This is a genomic window from candidate division WOR-3 bacterium (assembly GCA_039803925.1).
GTDB lineage: Bacteria > Hydrothermota > Hydrothermia > Hydrothermales > JAJRUZ01 > JBCNVI01.
In genome coordinates this window covers 138,865-165,000 of sequence record JBDRZL010000001.1, presented here as the reverse complement: position 1 = coordinate 165,000, position 26,136 = coordinate 138,865, and the positions used below count along the sequence as shown (strand labels likewise).

Genomic DNA, 26,136 nt, shown 5'->3' with positions numbered 1-26,136 from the left:
TAATCTTTAAAAGGAAATTTAAATGAAAATAACAAAACAGGAAGCTCTTGAGTATCATTCAAAAGGAAAAAAGGGAAAATTAGAAATAAAACTTACAAAACCCTGCGAAACTCAGAGGGATCTTTCTCTTGCCTATACTCCTGGTGTTGCAGAACCGTGTCTTGAAATAGAAAAAGACCCTTTACTTGCCTACGAATATACAACAAAAGGTAATCTCGTTGCAGTTATTTCTAATGGAACTGCTGTATTAGGACTCGGGAATATTGGCGCACTTGCTGGAAAACCAGTAATGGAGGGAAAATGTGTTCTTTTTAAAAGATTTGCCGATGTTGATGCAATTGATATTGAAATTGATACCGAAGATGTAGAAGAATTTATAAGAACAGTTAAACTCATTTCCCCAACTTTTGGAGGAATAAATCTTGAAGATGTAAAGGCTCCTGAATGTTTTGAAATTGAGGAAAGATTAAAAGAAGAACTTGATATACCTGTTTTTCATGATGATCAGCATGGAACCGCAATTATTTCTGGTGCTGCTCTTTTAAATGCTCTTGAACTAACTGGTAAAAAAATTGACAAAATAAAGGTTGTATTTAACGGAGCAGGTGCTTCAGCAATTGCAAGTGCCAGATTTTACTTTCTTTTAGGTGTTAAAAAGGAAAATCTAATAATGTGTGACACAAAAGGTGTTATTTACAAAGGTAGAAAAGAGGGTATGAATAAATTTAAGGAGGAATTTGCTCAAGAAACTGATAAAAGAACCCTTGCAGAAGCCCTTGAAGGAGCTGACGTTTTTGTTGGGCTTTCAATCGGGAATGTTGTTACAAAAGAAATGGTTAAAAAAATGGCAGATAAACCAATAATTTTTGCAATGGCAAATCCTATTCCAGAAATAAGTTATGAGGATGCAAGGGCTGCAAGACCTGATGCAATTGTTGCCACTGGAAGAAGTGATTATCCAAATCAGATCAATAATGTTCTTGGTTTTCCTTTTATTTTCAGAGGAGCACTTGATGTGAGAGCAAGAAAAATCAATGATGAAATGAAACTTGCTGCTGCAAAAGCCCTTGCAGAACTTGCTAAAGAAGATGTTCCTGATTCAGTTGCAAAAGCATATGGAGTAAAAAGGATTGAATTTGGAAAAGATTACATAATTCCAAAACCACTTGATCCACGAGTTTTATACTGGGAAGCACCTGCTGTTGCAAAGGCTGCAATTGAAACTGGTGTTGCAAGATTAAAAATTGACATTGAAGAATACAGGGAAAAATTAAAGGAAAAAGTAATGAAAGGTGGAAGAGTAATGCATATTATTATTCAGGAAGCAAAGAGAAAACTTATGAAAATTGCCTATGCTGAAGGAGAACATGAAAAGATAATAAGAGCCTGTAATATCGTATCAAATGATGGAATTGCTTTTCCAGTTTTACTTGGTAGAAAAGAAATAATAGAACAGAAAATAAAAAACTTAAAATTAAACTTTGAGTATGAAATAATTGACCCTGTTTTGTCTTTAAAAAGGGAAATTTATGCAGAAAAACTTTTTAAAATAAGAGAAAGAAAGGGAATTACAAAACAATGGGCATACTTTTCTCTTTCTAATCCTATTGTTTTCGGTTCTATGATGGTTCACGAGGGCGATGCCCATGGTCTTATAGCAGGGCTTACAATGGATTACGCAAATGCCTTAAAACCAATACTTCAGATTATAAAAACTGAGGAAAACACAAAAACTGTGGCTGGATTATATATTCTTTTAATTGAAAAGGAAGTATTTTTATTTGCCGATGCGACAATAAACATAAATCCTGATTCTGAAACTCTCGCAGAGATAGCTTCTCTTACTGCTAATTTTGCAAAAGACCTTGGAATAGAACCTAAGATAGCATTTTTATCTTTCTCAAACTTTGGTAGTGTAAGGGTAAAGGAAGCAGAAAAGGTAAGTGAAGCAGTTAAAATTTTCAAAAGAAAATATCCTGAAATCATTGCAGAAGGGGAAATGCAAGCTGATACTGCTCTTGTTCCTGAAATTATTGAAGAATTCTATCCTTTTTCAGAATTAAAGGAAAGGGCAAATATTTTAATTTTCCCAAATCTTGATGCTGCTAACATTTCATATAAAATACTTCAGAGACTTGGAAATGCCCAGGTTATAGGTCCAATTCTTCTTGGAACAAAAATGGCTACCTGTGTATTGCAGAAAGGTGATGATGTTCAAGATATTGTGAATATGACAGCTGTTGTTGCAAGAGATGCACAGAAGAAGTTGAAACTTTAAATGAAACCAATTAAATTAAGTGTAAATATTGATCATATTGCTACTTTAAGAGAAGCAAGAAAAGAAAAATTTCCTGATCCTCTTTTAGCAGCTATTATTGCAGAACAAGCAGGTGCAAGTGGGATAACCTGTCATATAAGATTAGATAAAAGACATATAAAGGAGGAAGATGTTGAAAAATTAAAAAAACACATTTCAGGAGAATTGAATTTGGAAATGTGTGTTGATTTTATTAATTTTGCTATAAAAGTAAAACCCCACTGGGTAACAATTGTTCCAGAAAAGGAAAGTGAAATAACTACAGAAGGTGGTCTTGATCTCAAAAAAATGAAGGATGAATTAAAAGAGCCGATCAAAAACCTTAAAAAAAATGGTATAAATGTAAGTCTTTTCATAGAGCCGGATAAAGAAATGATAAAAATTGCAAAGGATCTGGGTGTGGATGCTGTTGAACTTAACACAAATTCCTATGTAAAATCTTATGGAGAAGATAGAGAAAAAGAAATAGAGAGGCTTAAAACCAGTGCTAAATTTGCCCATTCTTTAGGTCTTAAAGTTCGAGCAGGACATGGACTTACTCGTCAGACTTTAATTCCACTTCTTGAAATTGAGGAAATTGAAGAAGTTTCTATTGGTTTTGCAATTATTGCAGATAGTGTTTTATCAGGCTTATACAATGTTGTAAAAGAATATAGGGAAATTCTTATGCGAAAAGGTATTTAATTTGAAAATTTTTTATTGTTATCTAACTTTTATATTTTTTTTATTATTTGGTTGCATTAAATTTGTAAAAATAGAAAATCCTGAAGAAAAATTTTTTTATCTTTTAAAAAAGAATCATAAAGGTAAAATTGAATTTATAAACTCAAAAGGTGATTTAGTTTTAGAAAATGATTTTTACTACAAAGGGAAATTTAAATTTGAATCCGATTCTTTAAACACTTCTCTTATCCTTTACTCACCCTTTGGTTCAGACAAAATTGAAGGAGAACTTAAAGATAACATCCTGTTATTTATAAAGATTTTCTTCTCCCCCCTTGATTATATTTCAAACATAAAATTAATTAAGGCTTTTCAGAGCAAAAAAAATTATATTTTCAAACTTGAAGGTGGAATAGAAATTGTTTTTGATGAAAATGAAAAAATAAAGGAAATTAAATTACCTGAATTAAAAATAATTATTGTATGGGAAAAGGATTTACCTTATAATATAATGATGGTAACACAGAATGCTAATATTAATATAAAAATTGACAAAATGGATATAGGTTTTAAAAATGGAAAAAATTCAGATTTTTAAAATTTTTGAAGATAAAGAAGAATACTGGAATCCAATTGAAATTGCCAAAATAGAGGATGTTGCTGTTAGGGTAGCAAAAATCCAGGGTGAATTTCCCTTTCATACACATACAGAAGGAGATGAGTTATTTATTGTATTAAAGGGTGAAATTTTTATTGATACAGAAGAAAGAACATATAATTTAAAAGAAGGGGAAGGAATTTTAGTAAAAAAAGGAATAAGACACAGATCAAGAGCTAACATTCCTTCTATAATTATGCTTGTAGAACCTAAAAGACTTGTAACTAAACCTAAAATTGATTAAGTATTTGCACTTTTTTTTAGATTTTTTAAAGTATCAAAAAAATTATTCTGAGCACACATTAAAATCCTATGAGAAGGATATAACTTTATTTTTTGATTATGCAAAAGAAAAGTATAACATTTTTGAACCAGAAAAAATTGAAACCTTTCATTTAAGAGAATATTTTGCAGATCTTTTAAAATACGGATACAGAAAAAAATCAATAGCAAGAAAAATATCTTCCTTAAAAGTTTTTTTCAGATTCTTATTAAAAGAAAAAATAATAAAAGAAAATCCTTTAAAGGGTATTCATGTCCCGAAACTGGAAAAAGAATTACCACAAACTATTCCTGAGGAAATTATAAAAAATGTTCTTGAAAAATGGGAACCTGAAGATTTTATTGATTTCAGAAATAAATTAATCATTGAATTTTTATATGGTTTGGGTATAAGAGCAAGTGAACTGATTGATATTAAAATTTCTGATGTTTCCATAGGACTTAGAGAAATAAGAATAAAAGGTAAGGGAAATAAAACAAGAATAATACCTGTTCCAGAATTACCTTTTAAGTTTCTTTTAAATTTTATGGAAATTAGAAAAAAATATGGAATAGAAAGTATATTTTTATTCACTACAAAGAAAGGGAGAAAATTGTCTTATCCCGCCTTAAGAAAAATTGTAAATGAGATTTTTATAAAAAGAGCAAATATTTCTGGAATTCATCCTCATCTTCTGAGACATGCTTTTGCAACACATCTTCTTGACCATGGTGCTGATTTAAAAAGTATTCAAGAACTTTTAGGACACTCCTCTCTTTCAACAACAGAAATTTACACAAACCTTTCCTTAAAGGAAATAAAAAGGATTTATAAAAAAACTCATCCAAGAGAAAAAATAAATGAAAATTATAGAACTTAAAGAAGTTTTCTCAACACAGGATTATATAAAAAAATATATCTCAGAAAAAAAAGAAAAAATTTTTGTCTTTGCAGAGAAACAGATAAAAGGAAAAGGAAGGGGAAATAGATTATTTTATTCACCTGTGGGGGGTCTATATTTTTCTTTTTATTTACCAGATATAGAAGATGAAAAGCATATTTTTTTAATAACATCTGTTTCAGCATTTACTTTTATAGAAGAAAAAGTTAAAGAATTTAATTTGAAACCTTATATAAGAATTCCTAATGATATTATGATAAATAAGAAAAAGGTTTGTGGTATTTTAATTGAAAAATCAGAAAATAAATTTATATGTGGAATTGGTATAAATGTTAATACAACTTTTTTTCCTTTAGATTTAAAGGAGGCAAGTTCCCTTTATCTTTTAACAGGAAAAAAATTTAACTTAGAAAACTTTAAAAAAGATATAATTGAAAAAATTGAGGAAATATCATCTCTTCCTTATGAAACTCTTTATAAAAGATATTCAGAAAATGTTATGATTAACAAAAAAGTTGAATTTTTATATAACAACCAAATTTTTAGAGGTGTATTTAAGGAAATAAAAAATGATTTTATGATAAGTGTTTCAACAAATGATAAAGTTTTAGATTTTCCGCTTTTTGAGATTTTCAATTTCAGAGAAATTGATGAATAAGGTGATATGTATTGATATAGGTAATAAGAATATTAAAATAGGAAAATTCAAAAATTTAAAAGAAAAGCCAGAAGTTTTTATAGATAGAAAGGAAAATTCTTCAAAAATAATTGAAAAATTAAAAAACAAATATGAGAACTCAAAAATTTATGGAATATCAGTTGTTCCTTTTATTAAGGAAAGGCTAATGGAAAAATTCAAAATTAAATTTTTTGAAAATAATGATTTTAAAGAAATTAAAAATCCTTACATTGATAAAGAGAAACTGGGAATTGATAGAATAGTTAATATTTATGCAGCTATAAATTTATTTAAAAAAGATGTCATTGTTATTGATTTTGGAACCGCTATAACAATAGATGTAGCATTCAAAAATGGTGACTTTAAGGGAGGATTAATAATACCATCACCAAAAACTCAGCTGGAGGTATTAAGTAAAAAAACTGCTCTTATTAAAATGGATGAAATTCATAAAGGTCTTAAAATTATAGGAAAAAGCACAGAAGAATGTGTGAGTTTTGGTATAAAAAATGTTACAGTATTTGGAATTAAAGGAATTATAGATATGATAAAAAGAAAATATAGAAAAAATTTTAAAATTATAATAACAGGTGGAGATGCTTTTATTTACAAAAAATACTTAAAAAATACTTTACAATTTCCTTATTTAACACTTTATGGGGTATACATAAAATCATTGAGATATGAAAATAATCACAAACTCTCCTCTTGAAACCTTTGAACTTGGTAGAAAAGTTGGAGAAAATATAAAAGCACCTGTATCTCTTTTAATTGAGGGTTCTCTTGGTTCCGGTAAAACAACTTTTATAAGGGGTGTGTTATCTTATTTTGGTTATGATATAGTAAGGAGTCCTTCTTTTCTTTATGTTTATGAATATAAAATTCCTGAGGGAAAAATTTATCACATTGATTTGTATAGAATTGATATTGAGGATATTGATAAAAAATTAAATTTATCAGAGATTATAGATGAAAATTCTATTTTTCTTGTTGAATGGCCTTATATAGTTAAAAATTTAAATTTTCCAAATTCTTATGAAGTAAGGATAAATGTGATTAATGATACCAAAAGAGAGTTTATAAGTGATTTTTTTAAATTTATAAAAATATGATTTATATAATTCCTTTGAATTCAATTGATATAGATTTTCTGAAAAGGGTTAAAATTTTTGTTGAAGAAGTTTATAAAGAGGAAATATTAATAGAGAAAGAAATAAAGTTTCCTGATAGCTGTTTTAATTCCTTAAGAAATCAGTATGATGCTGAATGTGTTTTAAGTAAACTGAAGTCTTACAAGAATTCTTATACTTTATATATAACTGATAATGATCTTTATGTAAAGGGTTTAAATTTTATTTTCGGATTGGCTTTACCCTGGGAAAAAAAGTCAATTGTTTCAATAAAAAGATTAAAGGAAAGTTTTTATGGTAAAAAGGAGGATTTAAATATTTTAATTTTGCGGACAGCTAAGGAAATTATACATGAAATTGGACACTTAAAAGGTTTATCTCATTGTTCTGATGAAAATTGTGTTATGTATTTTTCCAATTCTATTTATGATACAGATAGAAAAGGTTATAGGTTATGTGATAAATGTAGGAATAGATAAAAAATTAATATAGAATTTGTAAGGATAAATGAATGTGTGATATAATTAATGAATTAAGGGAGAAAATAGGAAAATGAACAGGGCAAAGGACTGGTTTGAAGATGCAAAAAATGATTTAAAACATGCTAAAAATAGTTCAAAAAATGGTGATTATTCATGGACATGTTTTGCAGCACAACAATCAGCTGAAAAGGCTGTAAAAGGTTTATATATGAAATATAATTCTATAACCTGGGGTCATTCTGTATCTGAGTTACTTTAAAATTTACCTGAAGAGATAAAACCACAGAAGGAGCTGATTGAAAAGGCAAAAAAACTTGATAAATATTATATCCCTACACAATACCCTAATGCTCATCCTTCTGGTCCTGCATTTAAGTTTTATACTGAAGAAGAAGCAAAATAAGCAATAAAAATATGTGAGGAGGTGATTGATTTCTGTGTCAGTAAAGGTCTTTCGGATAGATAGTAAAAAAATTATTGGAAAATCTTAAAGAATGGGCTAAAAAGCTCTCTAAGGATGAAAATATTTTTGCAGTTGTGCTTTTTGGTTCTCTTGCAAAAGGAGAAAAAACCCCAGCAAGCGATGCAGATATACTTATTATTTTAAAAAAATCAAATATGAAATTTCATGAAAGAATTCCTCATTTTATCCCAACAGGCATTGGAATAAGTATGGATGTATTTCCTTATACAATAGAAGAGCTCTTTTCTTTAGTTAATAATAAAAATAGAATTATAGATGAGGTAATTAAAAGTGGTATCATTTTATATAAAGTAGAGGATTTTAAAGAATTTTCTTATTTTAGCAAATGGCTTTGTAATCTAAAAGAATTGAAAAATGAAAGTGACATCCTTAACAGAAAGTGAAATGTTAAATAATGTTTTTTGAAAACCATTCTTCATTTTGTTTTTAATTTTTCTTCTCAATTGAGTGAAGACATGCTTGATTCTGATAAAATAAAAATTGTTAGATAAAAAATTTCTTAAAATATACCACAATTCTTCTAAACTCCAAAAGCACCTCTCTAATATTAAAAATCTTATCAAACCCAAAGCACTATTTTGCTTAAAATAGAATATCTTAAAAAAATTGACCTTAAAATTTTACTCTTCCACATACCAGGGATTATACCATAAGTAAACAGGATAACTATACTCCTCTGCTCCAAATCTCTCTTTAAAGAAAATAAGTGATTCTTTTTTTTCAGGAACTGCCCCAAAGGAAAAAATTTCTCTTCCTTTTTTAAACTCATATAAAATTGCGTTATGAAAAAGAAAAGGAGAGGCATTTAAATGATAACCTTCTCCTGATGTTCCCTGAATAAAAGCAAGAACCGTCTTTTCATCAGGATAAAGAACAATAAGAGCAGAAAAAAGTTTATCATCCTTAAAAACACCATAAAAATTTGATAAATTTGAATTCTTTAATTTTTTATATAAATTTTCTATAAAAGAAAAAGGTAAAGGTTTTGCTCTAATTTTTCTAAAAGTAAATAAATAAATATCATAAAAATTCTTAAGGTCTTTTTCACTCAATTCCCTGAAAATTAAATTATTCTTTTTTGCCCTTCTAATATCTTCCCTTAAAGTTTTTTTATATCCTTTAAAAATCTCATCTTCTTCTTTTCTCTGTAAAATGTAAGCTTTTTCCCATTTTGTTTTAAAAACCTTACTCTCTTTAAATAATCTGTAATAATCTGTTATAACAATTTTTAAGGTGAATTTTTTAAAATTTTTCAAAAAATTTTCAGGTTTTTCATCTTTCAAATTTTTTCCTACAAGATATGTCCCCTTCCATCCCGATTCGTAAATTCTAAATAAAAATTTTTTTGTTTCAAGTGCCCAGAATCCCTTATCCTCATCTCCAATCCATACCCAATTTTTATTCTTAAAAATATAAAAACAATCTCTCCACTCTTTTGAATCAAAAATCCCTGAAATTATGTTTTCAATTTCTGAGGTTGAGCAGCAGGAAATAATATGTTATTTAAAATAAGTCTATAACCAGGGGAATTTTTATGTTTTGATAAATCTGTTGGTGGATCACCAACAAAATGCTTAAAATCTTCAGGGTCATGCCCTCCATAATAAGTAAAAAAACCCTTTCCAAAATTTGAATAAATATATTTTGCTTCATCAGTTCCTTCCACCTCAGCAAGAACAACCACATTTGATTTTAATTTATTCTTTCTAAAACCAGTGTCCCTTCCAAGAAATTCTTTTATACAATTAACATGATTCTGAGTCAATAGTGTAGGAACAGGATCATATTTTGCTGAAAACTCAAAAAGTTTAAAACATACATCAGGTCCTCTTTTATCTGCTTCCTGTGTAACATCTATATCAGATACTTCCTCATTTAAATAACTCATATAAATTTTAAAATCCTTAAAAGCAAGTGTATTACTAAAAATCAATTTTTCATTCGCTAAAGGGTCATAACCATCACCATCATAAGGAACATCCCATATATCAAAACCGATTGAAGCAAGAGCTACATCAAGGGTAATAGGACCTGAACACATAGAAAATAGAAAACCACCATTTTCAACATACTCCTTTATTTTTATTGCTACTTTCTGTTTCATAAGAGGTCCATTTTTAAATCCATACTTTTTCGCAACTTCATTATCCTTTTCTTTCATCGTTTTATACCAAGGTGCATTACCATAGGGAACTTCAAATTTTCCATACATTCCTGCAAAATCTTCATGATGCAAATGGAGCCAGTCATATTTTTCGAGTTTACCTTCAAGTATATCATTATCCCAGATTCTCTCATAGGGAACATTTGCATATTTTAAAACAAGTTCAACAGCATCGTCCCAGGGTTCTGTGTATGGCGGTGCATAAACAGCAAGTTTAGGTGCTACTTCAAGTCTTAAAGCATTCATGTTATTTTCCTCAATAAAGGAATAAATATTTGATGCTTTTGTGCTTGAAATTATTTCGTAATAAACAGAATTCTGTAAACACTCATCCTCAACTTCCTTTGAATATTCAGCCATAAAGGACCCACCCCTATAATTTAGAAGCCAGTCAAAATTAATTCCCTTTTGTAAACTCCTGTAAACTACCCCGTAGGCTTTTAAATGGTCTGTCTGGGTTTCATCCATCGGGATAAGAAGGTATTGTGAAATTAACAAAAATTTGATAATCATTTCAAAATCCTGACATTCCTCCATCTATTACGATACAGGTTCCAGTTATATAACTTGCTTTATCCGACGCAAGAAATGAAACAAGTTCTGCAACTTCTTCAGGTTTTCCTGCTCTTTTCAAAGGTATACTTTCAAGGTATCTTTTCTTTATTTCTTCAGGTAGGTTTTCAGTCATTTTAGTTTCAATGTATCCAGGAGCAACTGCTATGACTCTTATGTTTCTTCCTCCCAGTTCTTTTGCAAGAGATTTTGTAAAACCAATAATTCCTGATTTTGTCAGAGAATAAATGCTCTGACCAGCATTACCTGTTAAACCAACAACAGAAGAAATATTTATTATCACTCCCCTTTTTTCTTTTATCATCAATTTTGAAATCTCCCTTGAAAGAATAAAAATTGACTTTAAATTTACATTAATAATTTCATTAAAATCTTCATCTTTTAATCTTAATAATAAATTATCTTTTGTTATTCCTGCATTATTAACAAGAATATCAATTCTTTCTTCTTTACTTTTTATTTCTTCTACGAATTTATCCATTTCTTCTTTTTTGGAAAGGTCACATTTAATATAGTAACCTTCTTTAATATTTTCAAAAACTTCTTTTAATTTATCTTCATTTCTACCCACTCCTATAACTTTTGCACCATATTTTGAAAAAGAAATTGCTATACTTTTTCCTATTCCATCACTTGCACCTGTAACAATTGCAATTTTATTTTCAAGCATTTTTTAACCTCCCTTTAATGATTCCCATAAGAGGGTTATTAAAAAATTCAAAAATGAAAGGGGTAACAAAATTTTCCACCCAATTTCAAGAGCATCGGTAAATCTAAATCTTGGAAGGGAAGCTCTTACCCATATGAAGAAGAAAACAAAGGGAATTACCTTTAAAATAAATCCAATAAAAGAAGGTAAAAAGAAAAATTTCCATCCCCCCAGATAAAAGGTAACTATAAGAGATGAAACAAGGAGTATATGAAGGTACTCACCGAGAAAGAAAAAAGCAAATTTAAGCGAACTGTATTCTGTATGAAATCCTCCTGTTAATTCTGATTCTGCCTCTGGAATATCAAAAGGAAGTCTCTTTGTTTCCATAAAACCAGTAATTATAAAAATTAAAAAACCTATAAACTGAGGAAAAATAAAGGGAATTTTTTGAGCCTCAACAATTTCTCTTAAAGATAAGCTTCCAGCCTGATAAGCAACACTCAAAATAGTAATTAAAAGTGCTGTTTCAAAAGAAAAAAGCATAAGAGCTCCTCTAATTCCTCCAATAACAGAGTATTTACTGGCTGAAGAATAACCACCAAATACAACACCATAAAGTCCTATTGAGGATAAAATTACTATAAGTAAAAGGGAAAGATTTATATCAGGAAAAGGACCTGAAGGAGAAAGGGGAATTAGAAAAAATGGAGCAATAGCAAAAGTGGCTGTTAAAATTGGTGCTAAAAAATATAGGAACTTAGAAGTGACTTTTGAAGGGGTTATATCTTCTTTAAAAAATAATTTTATTGCATCTGCAAGGGGTTGCAATATTCCTTTCGGTCCTGCTCTATTTGGACCTATTCTATCCTGAAAATAAGCAAGTAACTTTCTTTCAAAATATGTAAGATATGCAGCAATTCCTGTTAAAACAATAAGGTATAAAGTTCCTTTTAAAATAATATCAATCATTTTGTTCTTAAAGCCTTTTTTTCAACCCATGCTCCACCAATTAGAACTATTAAAACCAGAAAAGTCGTAATAAGAGCCATAATAAAATAACCAAGACCTATAGAAAGCCCAATAGCTCCCATCACCCATATATCTGAAGCTGTTGTTAAACCTCTTATTTTATCTTCATCCCTGAAAATTGCTCCTGCTCCTATAAAACCTATACCTGAAACAACCTGAGCCGCAACTCTTGAAGGATCAACAGTTCCACTTTGTGAATTTACAAGAATTGAAACAAGAGCATAAACGGTTGAACCAAGTCCAACTAAAATATGCGTTCTTAAACCTGCAAGTTTACCCGATAATTCTCTTTCAAGACCTATAATACCTGAAAGAATAAAAGAAACAAAAAGCCTCATCAAAATCTCATTTTCTTTCATGTAAAAATTATAATTTTCAAAAGCTTAAATATTCAAGACAATTTATTCCTTCACGAGTTTTTTTAATTTTTCCCAGTAAAGTGGTAACTCATACAGTATATTCATAGCCTTTAAGACAAGTTTGTGTTCTCTTGCAAAATAACCTGAATAAATTTTATCATCAGGAATATCCTTACTCACACCTGTTTGTGCTGTCAGAATAACTCTATCACCTATTTTTACATGGTCTTTTATACCAACCTGACCTGCTATCAAACAATCTTTCCCAATTTCAGAACTTCCTGCTATACCTGTCTGTGAGGCAATTATTGTCCTTTCATTAATTTTTACATTGTGAGCAATCTGACAGAGGTTATCAATTTTGACCTCCTTCCCTATATAAGTTTCTCCCATTACAGCCCTGTCAACACAAACATTTGCACCTATTTCTACATCATCATCTATATGAACAAAGCCAATTTGAGGAATTTTTAAAATTTTTTCTCCTATTTTTTCATAACCAAAACCATCTGAACCAAGAACTGTTCCTGAATGGATAATACATCTTTTTCCTATTTTCACATTTTTTTCTATTGAAACAAAAGGATAAATAATCGTGTTTTCATCAATAAAAGAATTTTTTCCAACATAAACAAAGGCTAAAAGTTTGGCCCCCCTTTTTATTTTTACATTTTTTTCAATAACACAATATGGACCAATATAAACATCCCTTTCAATCTCAGCATCTTTTGAAATGATTGATGTTTCATGAATAAGAAATCTTTCTTCTTCTTTTTCCTCAAATAAACTTAAAAGTTTAATAAGCTTTTCCTTGGGATTATCAACAATTATTGCTGATTTAAATTTAAGGTTCTTAAGGAAATCCTCCTTTGTCACAACAGCATAAAATTTTTTCCCTTCGTATTTTTTCTCATAGACTACGGAAATATAGTCCTCCTTATTACTTTCAGGGGGTAAAACTCCTTTTATATCTAATTCTGGATCACCTAAAATTTTACCATTTAAAATTTCTGCTATATCTTTTATTTTCATCTAAATAAATAAAGAAAAAAGGGTTTGAACCTTATTTTAAACTTTTTAATTTATAAATAATCTCAAGTGCTTCTTTGGGAGAAATCTCATCAGGATTTATTTTTTCAATAAATTCCCTTAAAGTATCGGGTTTTTCAAAAAGTTCAAGCTGTTTTTTATTAAATTTAAGTATCTTTCTTTTACTTTCTAAATTCTGTAAAATTTCCCTTGCTCTTTCCACCACATGTTTAGGTATTCCAGCAAGTTTTGCAACATAAATTCCGTAGCTTCTATCCATTGAACCTTCAAGTATTTTTCTCAAAAAAATAACCTCACCTTTCCATTCTTTTACTTGGGTATATAAATTTTTAATTTCAGTATAATTCTCTGCGAGTGTTGTGAGCTCATGATAATGAGTGGCAAAAAGTGTTCTTGCCTTAATTCTCTTTATTATATCCTCAGAAACAGCCCAGGCAATACTGAGTCCATCATAGGTTGAAGTCCCCCTTCCAATCTCGTCAAGTAAAATTAAACTTTTCTCTGTAGCATTATTTAAAATCTGGGCTACTTCAAGCATTTCAGCATAAAATGTTGAGATACCTCTTGCCACATCATCTGATGCTCCAATCCGTGTAAAAATTCTATCAACAAGACCAATCCTTGCTTCCTCAGCAGGTATAAAGGACCCTGCATGAGCAAGTATAACACATAAAGCAACCTGTCTTATAAAGGTCGATTTGCCACCCATATTTGGTCCTGTTATTAAAACAAAAAATTTATCAGGTGTGATAACTATGTCATTAGGAACAAATTCAGATACTGTATGCTCAACAACAGGATGCCTTGAATTTTTTAATATAATTTCTTTTTCATGGGTTATTTCAGGTTTTTTGTAATTGAATTTTATTGCAACTTCTGAGAAACAGAGCAAAAGGTCAAGCAAAGCAATATTCTCAGAAATATCAAGTATTTTATCCTTTTCATCTTTAATTTTTTTTAAAAGCTCTTCATAAAGATAATTTTCAATTTCTTTTATTCTTTCCTCTGCTGAAAGTATTTTTACTTCAAGATTCTTTAACTCCTCTGTAACAAATCTTTCTGCCTGGGTCAAGGTTTGTTTTCTGATATAGTCTGATGGAACACGGTCTAAATAGGATTTTGTTACTTCTATAAAAAAACCCATTACCTGATTGTATTTAACCTTGAGATTAGGAATACCTGTTCTTTCTTTCTCTCTTTCTTCTATTTCTTTTAATTTTTTTGCTGAGTTATTTTTTAATTCTAAAAGTTCATCCAGTTCTTCTGAAATACCCCCTCTGATACAATTACCTTCACCGGGATTTGAAGGATTATCTTTTAAATAGGTTTGAATGAGATTTGCTAAATTACTTAAATCGTGTAAATTATCATATATTTCAAGTAATAATTTACTCGTGCAGGTTGAAAGAGCTTCTTTAAGTTTTGCTAATTCAAAAAAATTGTTTGAAAGTTTATAAACCTCTGATGGGGGTGCTTTAAGTTTTACAATTCTTGATAGAACTCTTTCAAAATCTATAAAATCTGATAAAATTTCAGAGATTGTTTTTCTTAAAAAAGGTTTTTCAACAAGTTCTTTAACAGCTTCATATCTTTTTTCAATTTTTTCTTTATTTTGTAAGGGAAAGAGAAGACTTTTTTTTAAAAGTCTTGCTCCCATTCCTGTTTTTGTAAAATTGATTACTTCAAATAAGGATTTACTTTCAGGGTGAATTTTATCTACTATTTCAAGATTTTTAATTGTAATGGAATCAAGAATTAGAAAATCTCCTCTTTCAAGAACCTTAAGTCTTAAATGCTCCAGCCCTGATTTTTTTTTAATAACAAGATAATCAAGTAAATGAGAAAGGCTAATTAAGCTATTGTCCTTTTTTAAACCAAAACCTTCTACACTATTTACTCCAAAAAAATTTTTTACTCTTTCTTCAGCAGTATCAATACTATAAAGATTTTTATCAAAGGTAGTTGTTATAAAACCATTTAATTCAAAATCTTGAGGAACAAGAACTTCTTTGGGTTTTAAACTGTAAATGAAATTATAAAAATCATCCTTTTCCAAGAGACCTGCCCTAAGCTCACCTGTAGTGATATCAGCATAAGCGACTCCGAAGAACTTATCATAGGGATATAAAGATAATATAAAAATATTTTGGTCTGGTGAAAGCAAAGAGGGTAAAGTAACAGTTCCAGGTGTTAAAACTTCAACAACTTCTCTTAACATAAGTTCCTTTCCTTCTTCAACCTGCTCACAAATAGCGACACTGTAGCCTTTTTTTAATAATTCCTTTATATAACTTTCAGCAGCCTTAACAGGAACTCCTGCAAGTGGAACTCTTAAATTTTTACCAAAAGGTTTAGAAGTTAATGTTATTGAAAGTTCCTTTGCAGCTATTTTCGCATCCTCATAAAATAGCTCATAAAAATCTCCCATTCTGAAAAAAAGAAGTTCTTTAGAATACTCCTTTTTGATTTTATGATATTGCTTTAAAAGAGGAGTTAATTCCATTAAATTTTTATTTTAAGAACAAGTTTCCTTGTTTTCCCACAGTTTTCACAACGAAATCTATATTCTGTGTACTCCTTTTTACAACTTGTACATATAAATGGAATCTGTTTTAAATCTCTTTCTATTTTTCCTGTAAGTTTTTTTATTTCCTCTTCATAGTTAAGTTCTACTGCCTGTATTAAAAGAATAAGATTTAAAAAAATTTCATCCTTTTCTGAACTTAAATTTTTTATAATACCTTTTGCCTCTTCATAATTACCTTTTTGAATCAAAAGTGGAACAAGGAAGGCTTTAAGATATAAACTTTCACTTTTCTTAAGATAATCAAATAGTTCTTCCATCTTTCCTTCTTCATAAAACTTTTCTTTAAGTTTAACAAGCTTTCTGTATACAAGATAAGGAAATATATCTGCTATTTTCTCATAATACTCAAGTTTTCTTATCAAGTTTTCTTCAACTTCTGCAAGAAAATAATTGGCTTCCGGTATATGCTCATTAAGTTTTAAAGCCTCTCTTACAAATTTTTTTGCTTTTCTTAAATTCCCCCTTTTTAAAAGATCTTCAGCTGCATATAAATAATAAAGAGCCATTTTTTCATCAGAATATACTTTATTTGAGATAAAAATCTCCTTTTTAAGTTCACAGGCTGAATCCCAGTCACCTGAAAATTCATAAGCTCTTAAGAGAGCATTCCTTACCTCTTCATCTTCACCTTTAAAATAATTATCTGCTTTTAAAAGATGATTTATTGCTTCTTTAAATTGATAAAGATTCAGGTAATCAAGCCCGATGGATTTGTCAAGTTTTGCTCTTTGAAGTTCTGTAAGGTCTTTTTTTATATCAAGACTTAAATGTATTCTCAAAGCTTTTGCATAAAATCCATTCTCTCTATAGTAATCACCAAGCTTTAAATACTCTTCAAAATCTAACTCTTTTCCCTTTTTAAATCTTTTGATTAATTTTTCAAGGGTAAAATTTTTTCTAAAAAACAGAAATCTCATTTTTATTCCTCTTCAGAAAAATTTTCTCTTTTTTCAGATTCTTCTGGGCTTACTTCTTTATAACCTGTTTCTTCAGCGATCATTCTCCTCAAATCATTTATTTCCTTTTTTAAATTACTTATTTCAATATTCTTTCTAAAAAGTCGCCATCTGAATTTTATCTCCTGGTAAATTGCAAGAAGAATAACAAAAATAGAACCAGCAAGAAAGGAAAAGAAAATTACCCAGAAGAGGGGAATATCATTAAAGGAATACTTTAAAAGGTATAAATTAACTCTCTCCTCAGCATTTTGCAAAAAAATGAAAAGGAGAAAAAAAAAGATAAAAAGCCCAAAAATTAATCGGATAGTAGTCATATTTTATTATAAGAAAAAATTTTTATCAAAACCAAAAGGCAAAAGTTCCTTTAATTTATAAGCTTTTATTTTTTTATTTACTTTTAATATTATTTTCATTTCAGGAGAGAATTCATTCATAACTTGTAGACAAGCTCCACAGGGAAAAACTTCCTTATCTGCACATATTGCTATAAAATCAAATTCCCTTATTCCATCATTTACAGCTTTAAAAATGGCGATTCTTTCAGCACATACAGTTAAACCAAAGGAAGAATTTTCAACATTTGAACCCGTATATATTTTCCCCTTTTTAGTTTTCAAAACCGCACCAACCTTGAAATTTGAATAAGGAGCATAAGCTTTTTTCCTTACATTACAAGCCAATTTATAAAGTTTAAAGATTTCCTCTTGAATTTTTTTCATAATTAATATTATAATAAAAAACTCGGGCCGTTAGCTCAGCAGGCAGAGCACTGGATTTTTAATCCAGGGGTCCCGGGTTCGAATCCCGGACGGCCCATAATTTATTTTAAAAATGCAAAAGGAAAATTTAAGGGATTATACTATAGAAGATATTTTAAAAAGAGAAGCAAACAAGTTTAAAGGTATTGTTATTGTTATGAAAGAAACAAGAAAAATACTAAAAGAACTTTTTGGAACAGGTATAGATTCACCTGGAAAAAAATCAATTATTGATGCTCTAAAACAATATGAAAAGGGTGAGATTGAGATAAGAAAGGGAGCGATTTGAAAATAATATTAGGTATAACCGGAAGTATTGCAGCTTTTAAATCAATAGAACTTGGAAGACTTTTATTAAAAAAAGGACACAGAGTAATCCCAGTTTTAACAAAAAGTGCACTTAATTTTGTCACCCCCCTATCCCTTACTTCTCTTTTAAAGGAAAAAGTTTATTATGATATGTTTGAACTTGAAGAAAATGAAATTCCCTTACATATAAAATTGTCAAGGGAATGTGATTTAATCGCTGTTATTCCTGCTTCTTTTAATTTCATATCAAAAGTTTCTCTTGGTCTCGCCGATGACCTTTTATCCCTTTTATTTCATTCTGCAATTGTGCCTAAGGTAGTTGCTCCCTGTATGCATCCCACTCTTTATGAAAATGAAATTCTTCAAAAACATATTTTAAATCTTTTAAATATGGGAGTTTATGTTATTGAACCCATTGAAGGCCAGATGTCAGACTTAACCGAAGGAAAAGGAAGACTCAAAGAACCAGAAGAGCTGTTAGAAGAAATCGAAAAAGTTATTGAAATTAAAAATAAACTAAAGGGTAAAAAAATTTTATTAACCTTTGGAAGAACAGAAGAAGAAATAGACGATGTGAGGGTTATTACAAATAAATCTTCTGGTAAAATGGGTTTTTCCCTTTATAAAGTTTTAAAAATAAAAGGAGCAAAATTAAAAGTTATAGCAGGTAAAACAGATTTTGAAGTTCCATCAGATTTTATAAAGGCAAATAGTACTATAGATTTCTTAAAAATACTCACGGAAGAACTTAAAAAAGAAAGTTATGATGCCCTTATAATGTGTGCTGCTTTATCTGATTTTAAACCCAAAGAAAAATTTAAAGGTAAAATAAAGAAAAATATAGAAAAATTGAATTTGGAACTTGAGAAAAATGTGGATGTTTTAAGAGAAATTTCAAAGTTAAAAAATAAAACAAAATTTATCGGTTTTGCACTTGAAGAAAAGCCTGATATTGAAGTTGCTTACAATAAACTGAAAGAAAAGAATCTTGATTTAATAATTTTAAATACAATTCAAACCATTTCCTCGGATTTTATTGATCTTAAAATTATAACAAAAGACAAGAAGGTATTTGATTTTGGAAATATTCCAAAAGTTAAAGGAGCTTTTGAAATTGTTAAAAAAATTTCAGAGATTATTTAAATGAAAATAAGTGCTTATGATATTTTTTTCTATTTAAAAGAATTAATTGGTGAAAAAGAAATAATACTCGAAAAAGATAATCTGAAAGTAGAGGAAGTCTTAAAAAGATTGGAAAAAAGGGTTTCTAAATGTAAAAGATGTCCCTTACATAAAACAAGAACTAATACAGTTTTTGGAGATGGAAATCCTTTTACAGGATTTGTTTTTGTTGGAGAAGCACCGGGTCAGGAAGAGGATAAAAAGGGTATTCCCTTTGTTGGAAAAGCTGGTAAAAAATTAAATGAAATAATGAAAAAAGCAGGAATAAGAAGAGAAGGAGTTTATATAATGAATACAATAAAGTGTAGGCCACCAATGAACAGAGATCCTGAAGAAAATGAGTTAAAAATGTGTTTTCCCTTTTTAGAAAAACAGATTGAAATAATAAAGCCAAGGGTGATAGTGGCACTGGGAAGATATGCCTCCTATGTATTAACAGGTAAAAAAATCTCAGTAAAAAAAGAAAGAGGTCTTGTATATGATTATAAAAACATTAAAGTTGTGATAACTCTTCACCCTTCAAGAATTTTAAAAAATCCAGAAGAAGAAGAACTTCTTTTAAGAGACCTTATTTTGGCAAAAAATATTTATATGAATGGATACCCTTAATATACTTTTTATAGGTGATATTGTAGGTAAGGCAGGAAGAATTGCATTAAAAAAATTTGTCCCTCTTATAAAAAAAAATTTCAAAATCAAATTTGTTATTGCAAATATTGAAAATGCTGCCCATGGAAATGGAATTACAGAAAAGATTTATAATGAGATAGTAAATTGTGGAGTAGATTGCCTTACAAGTGGCAATCATATATGGGATAGAAAAGAGGTTTTGAGATGGATAGATATAAAGGAAAATATTTTAAGACCGCTCAATTATCCTGATACAGTCCCAGGAAGAGGGTTTGCAAAATTCAACATATACGGAATTGAACTTTATGTGGTAAATTTAATGGGAAGAGTTTTTATGAATCCCCTTGATTGTCCTTTCAGAAAACTTGATGAAGTTTTAAAAAAAATTAAATTACCCATTATAGTGGATTTTCATGCTGAAGCAACCTCTGAAAAACTTGCCTTTGGACTTTATGCAGATGGAAGGGTGAGTGCTGTTATAGGAACACATACCCATATTCAAACTTCTGATAATGTTATTTTACCAAAGGGAACAGGATATATAACCGATGTTGGTATGACAGGAAGTTTTGATTCTATAATTGGCGGGGAAAAAGAACCAATTATAGAGAGGTTTTTGACAGGTATCCCCTATGCCTTTGAGCCTGCCAAATTAAATGAAGGTCTTGATGCTTGTTTAATTGAAATAAGAAGGGATAATTTTATGTGCCATAGAATAAATAGAATTCAGATAAGAAAAATAAACAATGAGTTTTTACTCAAAATTGAATCTTCGGATTATAATTATAATGTTATAAAATTAAGGGAGGGATAAAATGAAGGAAATAAAATATGAAAAAATTGTAGAAGAAGTCAAAAATATGTGCATAAAGGCAACCAATGAACTTAAACCAGATGTGGTAGAAGCATTAAAAAAAGCCTATGAAAAAGAAGAATCCGATTTCGGTAAAGAAATATTATTCCAGATATTAAAAAATATTGAAGTAGCAAAAGAGGATTCAAAACCCCTATGTCAGGACACAGGTTTTGCAGTTTTATTTGTAGAAATCGGTGAAGATGTTAAAATTGAAGGAGGTTCGCTAAAAGATGCTCTTATTGAAGGTATAAGGAGAGGTTATACTGAGGGTTATTTAAGAAAATCAATTGTTGAAGACCCTTTAAGAAGAAAAAATACAGGAGACAATACTCCCCCTGTTATTCATTTTGATATTGTTAAAGGAGATAAACTAAGAATAGTCCTTGAACCAAAAGGTGGTGGAAGTGAAAATATGAGTGCCTTTAAAATGCTTCTTCCTGGAGAAGGAAAAGAAGGTATAAAAAAATTTGTAATTGAAACAGTAAAAAAAGCTGGCTCAAATCCATGTCCCCCTATTGTTGTAGGCGTTGGTATAGGAGGAACCTTTGAGTATTGCGCTTTTCTTGCTAAAAAAGCTACCATAAGGCCACTTGGCCAAAGGCATCCTGATCCCTTTTATGCACAATTTGAAGAAGAATTGCTTGAAGAGATTAATAAACTGGGAATAGGACCTATGGGACTCGGAGGCAGAATAACAGCCCTTGATGTTCATATTGAAACTTATCCGTGCCACATTACTTCTTTACCAGTAGCAGTAAATATACAATGCCATTCAGACAGAAGAGAGGAAGTTATTCTTTAGTATAAATATAAATACTTAAGTTTTTAACATATTGAAAGCATTCTCTCTATACTCTTTCGTGCCTTCTCCACAATTTCTTCCGGAACAATAACTTCATATATTTCCTCTTCAAGACTCTTTAATAATTTATCAACTGTAATTTTTTTCATATATTCACAAATTGCATTCTCACTTACAGGATAAAAACTTTTATTGGGCAATGATTTTCTTAAAGGGTGCAAAATTCCTATTTCTGTTGCAACAACAAACTCTTGAGAATTAGAATTTTTTGCATATTTTATCATTCCACTTGTTGATAAAATTTCACCTCTTATTGTTCCGTCTTGAACAAGAAACATACAAGAAGTTGAACATCCACATTCGGGATGTATTAAAAGTTCTGCATTTTTGTGTTCAGAATGGGCTTTTTTTATATCCTCAAGCCTAATTGCAGCATGAACATGACATTCTCCAGGCCATATATGAATATTTTTTCTTTTAGTTTTTGATTGAACATAAAAACCAAGAAACATATCAGGTAAAAAGAGGATTTCTTTATCCTCTGGAATTGCCTCTATAACTTTTACTGCATTACTTGAAGTACATATATAATCGCACTCTGCCTTAACTTCCGCAGAAGTGTTTATATAACCAACAACCACAGCATCTTTATGTTTTTCCTTCCATTTTTTTAATTCTTCAAGTGTTATACTATTAACAAGTGAACAACCTGCCTCTAAATCCGGAATAAGAACCTTTTTGTCAGGATTCAAAATTTTGGCTGTTTCTGCCATAAAAAGAACACCACAGAAAACTATTAAGGGTTTATCAGCTTCCTTTGCCCTTTGAGAAAGTCCTAAAGAATCTCCAACAAAGTCTGCAATATCCTGAATTTCAGGAATTTGATAATTATGAGCAAGAATCAAAGCATTCTTTTTCTCCTTTAACTCAAGTATCTTTTCAATTTTTTCCTTTGTTTCTTTATCCAATTAGAACCTCCTCTGCTTCAAGAGAAAAATCAAAACTTTTAACAGAATGGGTTAAAAAACCACATGAAACTGCATCTATTCCAAGATTTTTATATTTTTTAATATTTTTAAAATTTATATTACCGCTTGCTTCGAAAAAGGTTTTATTATCTTTTAATTTAAGGGCTTCTTTTATCTCCTTAATTTTCATATTATCAAGGATGATGTATTTTATTCCGTATTGAAGGGCGAGTTTTAATTCTTTTATATTTTCTACTTCTAAAATTGTATTTTTTTCAAGTTTTTTTTCTTTTACAATTTCTAAAATTTCTTTTAAGCCTTTTAATTTTTTATGATTATCCTTTATCATAATTCCATCTGAAAGGGTCATTCTGTGATTTTTACCTCCTCCAACATAAACTGCATATTTTTGAAGTTTTCTTAAAAGAGGAATTGTTTTTCTTGTATCCCTGATTATTAAATCTCCCCCTATCTTTTTTAAATTATAAACCTGGGTTGAAATTCCTGAAAGATGAGAAATAAAATTCAAAGCAACCCTTTCTCCTTTTAATATTGATTTTATTTCTCCCTCTAACTTAGCAACTTTCTCCATATTTTTTATAAACTCTCCATCATTTTTGAACCATTCAATTTTAATATTTTTATTTAAAACTTTAAAAACAAGATTAAAAATTTCTGTGCCACAGAATATTCCTTTATTTTTTGAGATCAAATAGAATCTTGCCTTTTCATTATTTTTAAAAATTAATTCACTTGTAATATCTCTTTTTCCTATATCCTCCTTTAATGCATTTTTTACAATTTTTAAAAGTTCTTCTCTTCCAATAAAATTATAAATTTTCTTCATAATTTTACTTTTTCTTCAATTTTCAGAATTTTTCTTAAAAATTTACCTGTGTAAGATTCCTCACACATTGCGACTTTTTCGGGTGGACCTTCTACTATAATGTAGCCGCCTTTATCCCCTCCTTCTGGTCCAAGGTCAATTATCCAGTCAGCTGATTTTATGACATCAAGTTGGTGTTCAATTACAATTACAGTGTTGCCTTTATTGACAAGTAGCTTTAAAACATTGAGAAGTTTTTTTATATCATCAAGATGAAGACCGGTTGTTGGTTCATCAAGAATGTAAAGAGTTTTTCCAGTAGCTACTTTTGATAATTCTTTTGCAAGTTTTATTCTCTGAGCTTCCCCTCCTGAAAGAGTTGTTGCAGGTTGTCCTAATTTAATATAGGAAAGCCCGACATTCATTAAAAGTTCCAGTTTTCTTTTGACCTGGGGAATATTTTCAAAAAATTCGTAAGCTTCTTTAACAGACATATTAAGGACTTCTGCTATATTTTTCCCTTTATACCTTATTTCAAGAGTTTCTCTACTATATCTTTTCCCTTTACAAACTTCACAGGGAACATGGACACTGGGTAAAAAAAGCATGTCAATAATATTGTAACCCTGACCCTCGCAGGCTTCGCACCTTCCACCTTTAACATTAAAAGAAAATCTACCTGGTTTATATCCCCTCATTTTACTTTCAGGAAGAGAGGCAAAAAGTTCTCTTATTGGTGTAAAGAGACCTGTATAGGTTGCTGGATTTGATCTTGGAGTCCTACCTATGGGTGATTGATCAATGTTTATAACCTTATCAATGTTTCTTATTCCTTTTATTGAATCATAGGGTGCAGGAATTTCAGGTGAGTTATAGAGCATTCTTCTAAGTGCCTTATAAAGAGTTTCAATAATAAGCGTACTTTTTCCTGAACCTGATACCCCAGTTATACATACAAAAAGTCCAAGAGGTATCTTTAAAGTGATATTTTTTAAATTAAATCCCCTTGCCCCTTCAAGAATGAGCCACCTATCGCTTGGTTCTCTTCTTTTTTCAGGAATTTCTATCTTTAACTCTCCCTTTAAATATTTTCCAGTTATTGAATTAGGAGAATTCATTACATCTTCAACTCTACCTTGGGCAACTACATAACCCCCATCCTCACCTGCTCCAGGACCAAGATCAATTATATGGTCAGCAAGTTTTATAGTGAGTTCGTCATGTTCTACAACTAAAACTGTATTACCTAAATCCCTTAACTTTAAAAGAGTATTTATAAGTTTTTCATTATCCCTTGGATGAAGACCTATAGAAGGTTCATCAAGAACATATAAAACACCTGTTAAACCACTTCCTATCTGTGTAGCAAGTCTTACCCTCTGCTCTTCTCCTCCTGATAGACTCTCCATAGTTCTGTCGAGTGTAAGGTAATAAAGTCCAACATCATCAAGAAAACATAATCTTGCATATATTTCCTTTATTATCCTTTCTGCAATCAACCTTTCTCTTTCACTTAAATCTAAATTCTCAAAAAATTCCTTTGCACTTTTTACATCAATTTTAGTTAAATCGTAAATATTCTTATCCTTAATTTTTACAGAGAGGGCACTTTTATTCAACCTTGCTCCCTTACATTCAGGGCATGTTTTTTTTACAATATATTTTTCAATTTCCTCTAAAACATAATCAGATTCTGTTTCTTCAAATTTCCTTAAAAGAAAGGGAATTATGCCTTCAAAATCATAGTAATCTTCATCACCAAAAAGAACTCTTTTCTTAAAATCTTCTGGTAAATCTTTCCATGGTTTATCAAGAGAAGTTCTAAATCTTCTGGCAAGATTAGAAAGTTTATAATAAAGGGAACCATAAGGTTCACCTATTGGTCTTATCGCGCCTTCAAGTATTGAAATATAGGGATTTATTATAAGTTCAGGATCAATTTCGCTTTTAAAACCTAATCCGTGACACTCCTTACAGGCACCATAAGGTGAATTAAAAGAAAATAGTCTTGGTTCAAGTTCCGGAAGAGAATAATCACATTTAGGACATTTGAGGGACTCTGAAAATATTTCTTCTTTATCATCATCTAAATAATATACAATTACCCTTCCTTCACCGTATTTGAAAGCATTCTCTATGGATTCTGCAATTCTTGATCTTGCATCTTCTTTAATAATTAATCTGTCAATAATAAGTTCAATGTTATGTTTTTTGTTTTTATCAAGTTCTGGAACTTCGTTTAATTCGTATATAGAACCATTTACCCTGACCCTTGACCAACCCTGTTTTCTTAATCTTTCAAACAAATTTTTATACTCACCTTTTCTTCCCTTGACAAGAGGACTAAGTATAATTACCTTATGATTTTTTCTTTTTAATATAACATCAACTATTTCATCAACTGTGCTTTTAGAGAGTTTTATTCCACATTCAGGGCAATAAGGAACTCCTATCCTTGCAAATAAAAGTCTCAGATAATCGTATATTTCTGTAACTGTGGCTACAGTTGATCTTGGATTTTTTTGAACCTTTCTCTGTTCTATTGCAATGGCTGGTGAAAGACCTTCTATGAAATCTACATCTGGTTTTTCAATCTTACCTATAAACTGTCTTGCATAAGAGGATAAGGATTCAAGGTATCTTCTCTGACCTTCCGCATACAATGTATCAAAGGCAAGGGAGGATTTTCCGGATCCTGAAATCCCTGTAATTACAACAAATTTATTTTTTGGAATAAACACATTAATGTTTTTTAGATTATGTTCCCGAGCACCGTAAACCTTTATATATTCACTTTTCATTAAGAAAATATTATAACTTTTATTTTAAAAAAATTCACTACATAAGTTATAATTC

Annotated in this window: 28 protein-coding genes, 1 tRNA gene and 1 pseudogene; 17 read left to right on the top strand and 13 right to left on the bottom strand. The window is 29.8% G+C overall.

The features are described 5' to 3' along the window. Nucleotides 1–22: 22 nt before the first annotated feature. From ABIN17_00795 to ABIN17_00745, 11 genes and pseudogenes are all read left to right on the top strand, one after another. A complete protein-coding gene (locus tag ABIN17_00795; GenBank protein ID MEO0283597.1) occupies nucleotides 23–2,278 on the top strand; it encodes an NADP-dependent malic enzyme in 2,256 nt (751 codons plus the stop codon). Next, entirely contained in the window at nucleotides 2,279–3,001 is a 723-nt protein-coding gene (locus ABIN17_00790) for a pyridoxine 5'-phosphate synthase (GenBank protein ID MEO0283596.1), read from the top strand. A 1-nt stretch (nucleotide 3,002) separates the two neighbouring features. Then, on the top strand, nucleotides 3,003–3,578 hold the full coding sequence (locus ABIN17_00785) for a hypothetical protein (GenBank protein MEO0283595.1): 576 nt from the start codon (nucleotides 3,003–3,005) through the stop codon (nucleotides 3,576–3,578). After that, nucleotides 3,556–3,882: a cupin domain-containing protein gene (locus ABIN17_00780; protein MEO0283594.1), complete on the top strand. Its 327-nt coding sequence runs from the start codon at nucleotides 3,556–3,558 to the stop codon at nucleotides 3,880–3,882. The genes ABIN17_00785 and ABIN17_00780 overlap by 23 nt, the downstream gene beginning before the upstream one ends. 4 nt (nucleotides 3,883–3,886) lie before the next feature. Further along, complete coding sequence (locus tag ABIN17_00775) at nucleotides 3,887–4,780, top strand: tyrosine-type recombinase/integrase (GenBank protein ID MEO0283593.1); 894 nt, start codon at nucleotides 3,887–3,889, stop codon at nucleotides 4,778–4,780. Continuing rightward, entirely contained in the window at nucleotides 4,761–5,459 is a 699-nt protein-coding gene (locus ABIN17_00770) for a biotin--[acetyl-CoA-carboxylase] ligase (protein ID MEO0283592.1), read from the top strand. The genes ABIN17_00775 and ABIN17_00770 overlap by 20 nt, the downstream gene beginning before the upstream one ends. After that, nucleotides 5,452–6,192, top strand: coding sequence for a type III pantothenate kinase (locus tag ABIN17_00765; protein ID MEO0283591.1), 741 nt, complete (start codon nucleotides 5,452–5,454; stop codon nucleotides 6,190–6,192). The genes ABIN17_00770 and ABIN17_00765 overlap by 8 nt, the downstream gene beginning before the upstream one ends. After that, nucleotides 6,164–6,592, top strand: coding sequence for a tRNA (adenosine(37)-N6)-threonylcarbamoyltransferase complex ATPase subunit type 1 TsaE (gene tsaE, locus ABIN17_00760; GenBank protein MEO0283590.1), 429 nt, complete (start codon nucleotides 6,164–6,166; stop codon nucleotides 6,590–6,592). The genes ABIN17_00765 and tsaE overlap by 29 nt, the downstream gene beginning before the upstream one ends. A 14-nt stretch (nucleotides 6,593–6,606) precedes the next feature. Beyond that, nucleotides 6,607–7,089 (top strand): archaemetzincin family Zn-dependent metalloprotease, encoded by a 483-nt coding sequence (locus ABIN17_00755; protein ID MEO0283589.1) that lies wholly within the window; start codon nucleotides 6,607–6,609, stop codon nucleotides 7,087–7,089. A 73-nt stretch (nucleotides 7,090–7,162) separates the two neighbouring features. Further along, nucleotides 7,163–7,495: pseudogene (locus ABIN17_00750) on the top strand (HEPN domain-containing protein). A 74-nt stretch (nucleotides 7,496–7,569) separates the two neighbouring features. Continuing rightward, the gene (locus ABIN17_00745; GenBank protein MEO0283588.1) at nucleotides 7,570–7,959 is read left to right on the top strand and encodes a nucleotidyltransferase domain-containing protein; all 390 of its coding nucleotides are present in this window, start codon (nucleotides 7,570–7,572) and stop codon (nucleotides 7,957–7,959) included. A gap of 237 nt (nucleotides 7,960–8,196) precedes the next feature. Here the strand turns inward: ABIN17_00745 and ABIN17_00740 are convergent, their stop codons facing one another. The 10 genes from ABIN17_00740 to cdd form a co-directional block, all read right to left on the bottom strand. Further along, entirely contained in the window at nucleotides 8,197–8,859 is a 663-nt protein-coding gene (locus ABIN17_00740; GenBank protein MEO0283587.1) for a hypothetical protein, read from the bottom strand. Between the two features lie 173 nt (nucleotides 8,860–9,032). Continuing rightward, nucleotides 9,033–10,277 carry an asparagine synthetase B gene (locus ABIN17_00735; protein ID MEO0283586.1) on the bottom strand — a complete coding sequence of 415 codons (1,245 nt, stop codon included), beginning with the start codon at nucleotides 10,275–10,277 and terminating at the stop codon, nucleotides 9,033–9,035. Beyond that, nucleotides 10,255–10,983: a 3-oxoacyl-[acyl-carrier-protein] reductase gene (gene fabG, locus ABIN17_00730; GenBank protein ID MEO0283585.1), complete on the bottom strand. Its 729-nt coding sequence runs from the start codon at nucleotides 10,981–10,983 to the stop codon at nucleotides 10,255–10,257. Before fabG ends, ABIN17_00735 begins: the two co-directional genes overlap by 23 nt. Nucleotides 10,984–10,986: 3 nt before the next feature. Beyond that, on the bottom strand, nucleotides 10,987–11,934 hold the full coding sequence (gene nuoH / locus ABIN17_00725; GenBank protein MEO0283584.1) for an NADH-quinone oxidoreductase subunit NuoH: 948 nt from the start codon (nucleotides 11,932–11,934) through the stop codon (nucleotides 10,987–10,989). After that, nucleotides 11,931–12,353 (bottom strand): MgtC/SapB family protein, encoded by a 423-nt coding sequence (locus tag ABIN17_00720; protein ID MEO0283583.1) that lies wholly within the window; start codon nucleotides 12,351–12,353, stop codon nucleotides 11,931–11,933. Before ABIN17_00720 ends, nuoH begins: the two co-directional genes overlap by 4 nt. Before the next feature lie 42 nt (nucleotides 12,354–12,395). Continuing rightward, a complete protein-coding gene (gene lpxD, locus ABIN17_00715; protein MEO0283582.1) occupies nucleotides 12,396–13,385 on the bottom strand; it encodes a UDP-3-O-(3-hydroxymyristoyl)glucosamine N-acyltransferase in 990 nt (329 codons plus the stop codon). A 31-nt stretch (nucleotides 13,386–13,416) separates the two neighbouring features. Continuing rightward, entirely contained in the window at nucleotides 13,417–15,906 is a 2,490-nt protein-coding gene (gene mutS / locus ABIN17_00710) for a DNA mismatch repair protein MutS (protein ID MEO0283581.1), read from the bottom strand. Next, nucleotides 15,906–16,907: a hypothetical protein gene (locus ABIN17_00705; protein MEO0283580.1), complete on the bottom strand. Its 1,002-nt coding sequence runs from the start codon at nucleotides 16,905–16,907 to the stop codon at nucleotides 15,906–15,908. The genes mutS and ABIN17_00705 overlap by 1 nt, the downstream gene beginning before the upstream one ends. Nucleotides 16,908–16,909: 2 nt before the next feature. Beyond that, nucleotides 16,910–17,203 carry a LapA family protein gene (locus ABIN17_00700; GenBank protein MEO0283579.1) on the bottom strand — a complete coding sequence of 98 codons (294 nt, stop codon included), beginning with the start codon at nucleotides 17,201–17,203 and terminating at the stop codon, nucleotides 16,910–16,912. Between the two features lie 66 nt (nucleotides 17,204–17,269). Beyond that, nucleotides 17,270–17,668, bottom strand: a complete 399-nt coding sequence (gene cdd / locus ABIN17_00695) for a cytidine deaminase (GenBank protein MEO0283578.1) — start codon at nucleotides 17,666–17,668, stop codon at nucleotides 17,270–17,272. 24 nt (nucleotides 17,669–17,692) lie between these two features. Here cdd and ABIN17_00690 point away from each other — a divergent pair. The 6 genes from ABIN17_00690 (at nucleotide 17,693) to ABIN17_00665 (ending at nucleotide 21,486) form a co-directional block, all read left to right on the top strand. Continuing rightward, nucleotides 17,693–17,765 (top strand) — tRNA-Lys (locus ABIN17_00690). Nucleotides 17,766–17,780: 15 nt separating this feature from the next. Beyond that, complete coding sequence (locus ABIN17_00685) at nucleotides 17,781–17,996, top strand: hypothetical protein (protein MEO0283577.1); 216 nt, start codon at nucleotides 17,781–17,783, stop codon at nucleotides 17,994–17,996. Then, nucleotides 17,993–19,159 carry a bifunctional phosphopantothenoylcysteine decarboxylase/phosphopantothenate--cysteine ligase CoaBC gene (gene coaBC, locus ABIN17_00680; GenBank protein MEO0283576.1) on the top strand — a complete coding sequence of 389 codons (1,167 nt, stop codon included), beginning with the start codon at nucleotides 17,993–17,995 and terminating at the stop codon, nucleotides 19,157–19,159. The genes ABIN17_00685 and coaBC overlap by 4 nt, the downstream gene beginning before the upstream one ends. Further along, entirely contained in the window at nucleotides 19,160–19,807 is a 648-nt protein-coding gene (locus ABIN17_00675) for a uracil-DNA glycosylase (GenBank protein MEO0283575.1), read from the top strand. Next, nucleotides 19,794–20,642 carry a TIGR00282 family metallophosphoesterase gene (locus ABIN17_00670; GenBank protein MEO0283574.1) on the top strand — a complete coding sequence of 283 codons (849 nt, stop codon included), beginning with the start codon at nucleotides 19,794–19,796 and terminating at the stop codon, nucleotides 20,640–20,642. The genes ABIN17_00675 and ABIN17_00670 overlap by 14 nt, the downstream gene beginning before the upstream one ends. Before the next feature lies 1 nt (nucleotide 20,643). Next, a complete protein-coding gene (locus ABIN17_00665; GenBank protein MEO0283573.1) occupies nucleotides 20,644–21,486 on the top strand; it encodes a fumarate hydratase in 843 nt (280 codons plus the stop codon). 23 nt (nucleotides 21,487–21,509) lie between these two features. Here ABIN17_00665 and nadA read toward each other — a convergent pair whose 3' ends face one another. From nadA to uvrA, 3 genes are read right to left on the bottom strand one after another with little or no spacing between them, the layout of a single operon-like run. Further along, nucleotides 21,510–22,454, bottom strand: a complete 945-nt coding sequence (gene nadA / locus ABIN17_00660) for a quinolinate synthase NadA (protein ID MEO0283572.1) — start codon at nucleotides 22,452–22,454, stop codon at nucleotides 21,510–21,512. Beyond that, complete coding sequence (nadC, locus tag ABIN17_00655) at nucleotides 22,447–23,301, bottom strand: carboxylating nicotinate-nucleotide diphosphorylase (protein ID MEO0283571.1); 855 nt, start codon at nucleotides 23,299–23,301, stop codon at nucleotides 22,447–22,449. Before nadC ends, nadA begins: the two co-directional genes overlap by 8 nt. Further along, nucleotides 23,298–26,081: an excinuclease ABC subunit UvrA gene (uvrA, locus tag ABIN17_00650; protein ID MEO0283570.1), complete on the bottom strand. Its 2,784-nt coding sequence runs from the start codon at nucleotides 26,079–26,081 to the stop codon at nucleotides 23,298–23,300. The genes nadC and uvrA overlap by 4 nt, the downstream gene beginning before the upstream one ends. Between the last annotated feature and the right edge of the window lie 55 nt (nucleotides 26,082–26,136).

Excerpts from the sequence above, each read along its gene's own strand:
- ABIN17_00795 (MEO0283597.1), top strand. The coding sequence starts at position 23 with ATGAAAATAACAAAACAGGAAGCTCTTGAGTATCATTCAAAAGGAAAA.
- ABIN17_00790 (MEO0283596.1), top strand. The coding sequence starts at position 2,279 with ATGAAACCAATTAAATTAAGTGTAAATATTGATCATATTGCTACTTTA.
- ABIN17_00780 (MEO0283594.1), top strand. The coding sequence starts at position 3,556 with ATGGAAAAAATTCAGATTTTTAAAATTTTTGAAGATAAAGAAGAATAC.
- ABIN17_00770 (MEO0283592.1), top strand. The coding sequence starts at position 4,761 with ATGAAAATTATAGAACTTAAAGAAGTTTTCTCAACACAGGATTATATA.
- ABIN17_00765 (MEO0283591.1), top strand. The coding sequence starts at position 5,452 with ATGAATAAGGTGATATGTATTGATATAGGTAATAAGAATATTAAAATA.
- tsaE (MEO0283590.1), top strand. The coding sequence starts at position 6,164 with ATGAAAATAATCACAAACTCTCCTCTTGAAACCTTTGAACTTGGTAGA.
- ABIN17_00735 (MEO0283586.1), bottom strand. The coding sequence starts at position 10,277 with ATGGAGGAATGTCAGGATTTTGAAATGATTATCAAATTTTTGTTAATT.
- fabG (MEO0283585.1), bottom strand. The coding sequence starts at position 10,983 with ATGCTTGAAAATAAAATTGCAATTGTTACAGGTGCAAGTGATGGAATA.
- nuoH (MEO0283584.1), bottom strand. The coding sequence starts at position 11,934 with ATGATTGATATTATTTTAAAAGGAACTTTATACCTTATTGTTTTAACA.
- ABIN17_00720 (MEO0283583.1), bottom strand. The coding sequence starts at position 12,353 with ATGAAAGAAAATGAGATTTTGATGAGGCTTTTTGTTTCTTTTATTCTT.
- lpxD (MEO0283582.1), bottom strand. The coding sequence starts at position 13,385 with ATGAAAATAAAAGATATAGCAGAAATTTTAAATGGTAAAATTTTAGGT.
- mutS (MEO0283581.1), bottom strand. The coding sequence starts at position 15,906 with ATGGAATTAACTCCTCTTTTAAAGCAATATCATAAAATCAAAAAGGAG.
- ABIN17_00705 (MEO0283580.1), bottom strand. The coding sequence starts at position 16,907 with ATGAGATTTCTGTTTTTTAGAAAAAATTTTACCCTTGAAAAATTAATC.
- cdd (MEO0283578.1), bottom strand. The coding sequence starts at position 17,668 with ATGAAAAAAATTCAAGAGGAAATCTTTAAACTTTATAAATTGGCTTGT.
- ABIN17_00685 (MEO0283577.1), top strand. The coding sequence starts at position 17,781 with ATGCAAAAGGAAAATTTAAGGGATTATACTATAGAAGATATTTTAAAA.
- ABIN17_00675 (MEO0283575.1), top strand. The coding sequence starts at position 19,160 with ATGAAAATAAGTGCTTATGATATTTTTTTCTATTTAAAAGAATTAATT.
- ABIN17_00670 (MEO0283574.1), top strand. The coding sequence starts at position 19,794 with ATGGATACCCTTAATATACTTTTTATAGGTGATATTGTAGGTAAGGCA.
- ABIN17_00665 (MEO0283573.1), top strand. The coding sequence starts at position 20,644 with ATGAAGGAAATAAAATATGAAAAAATTGTAGAAGAAGTCAAAAATATG.
- nadC (MEO0283571.1), bottom strand. The coding sequence starts at position 23,301 with ATGAAGAAAATTTATAATTTTATTGGAAGAGAAGAACTTTTAAAAATT.
- uvrA (MEO0283570.1), bottom strand. The coding sequence starts at position 26,081 with ATGAAAAGTGAATATATAAAGGTTTACGGTGCTCGGGAACATAATCTA.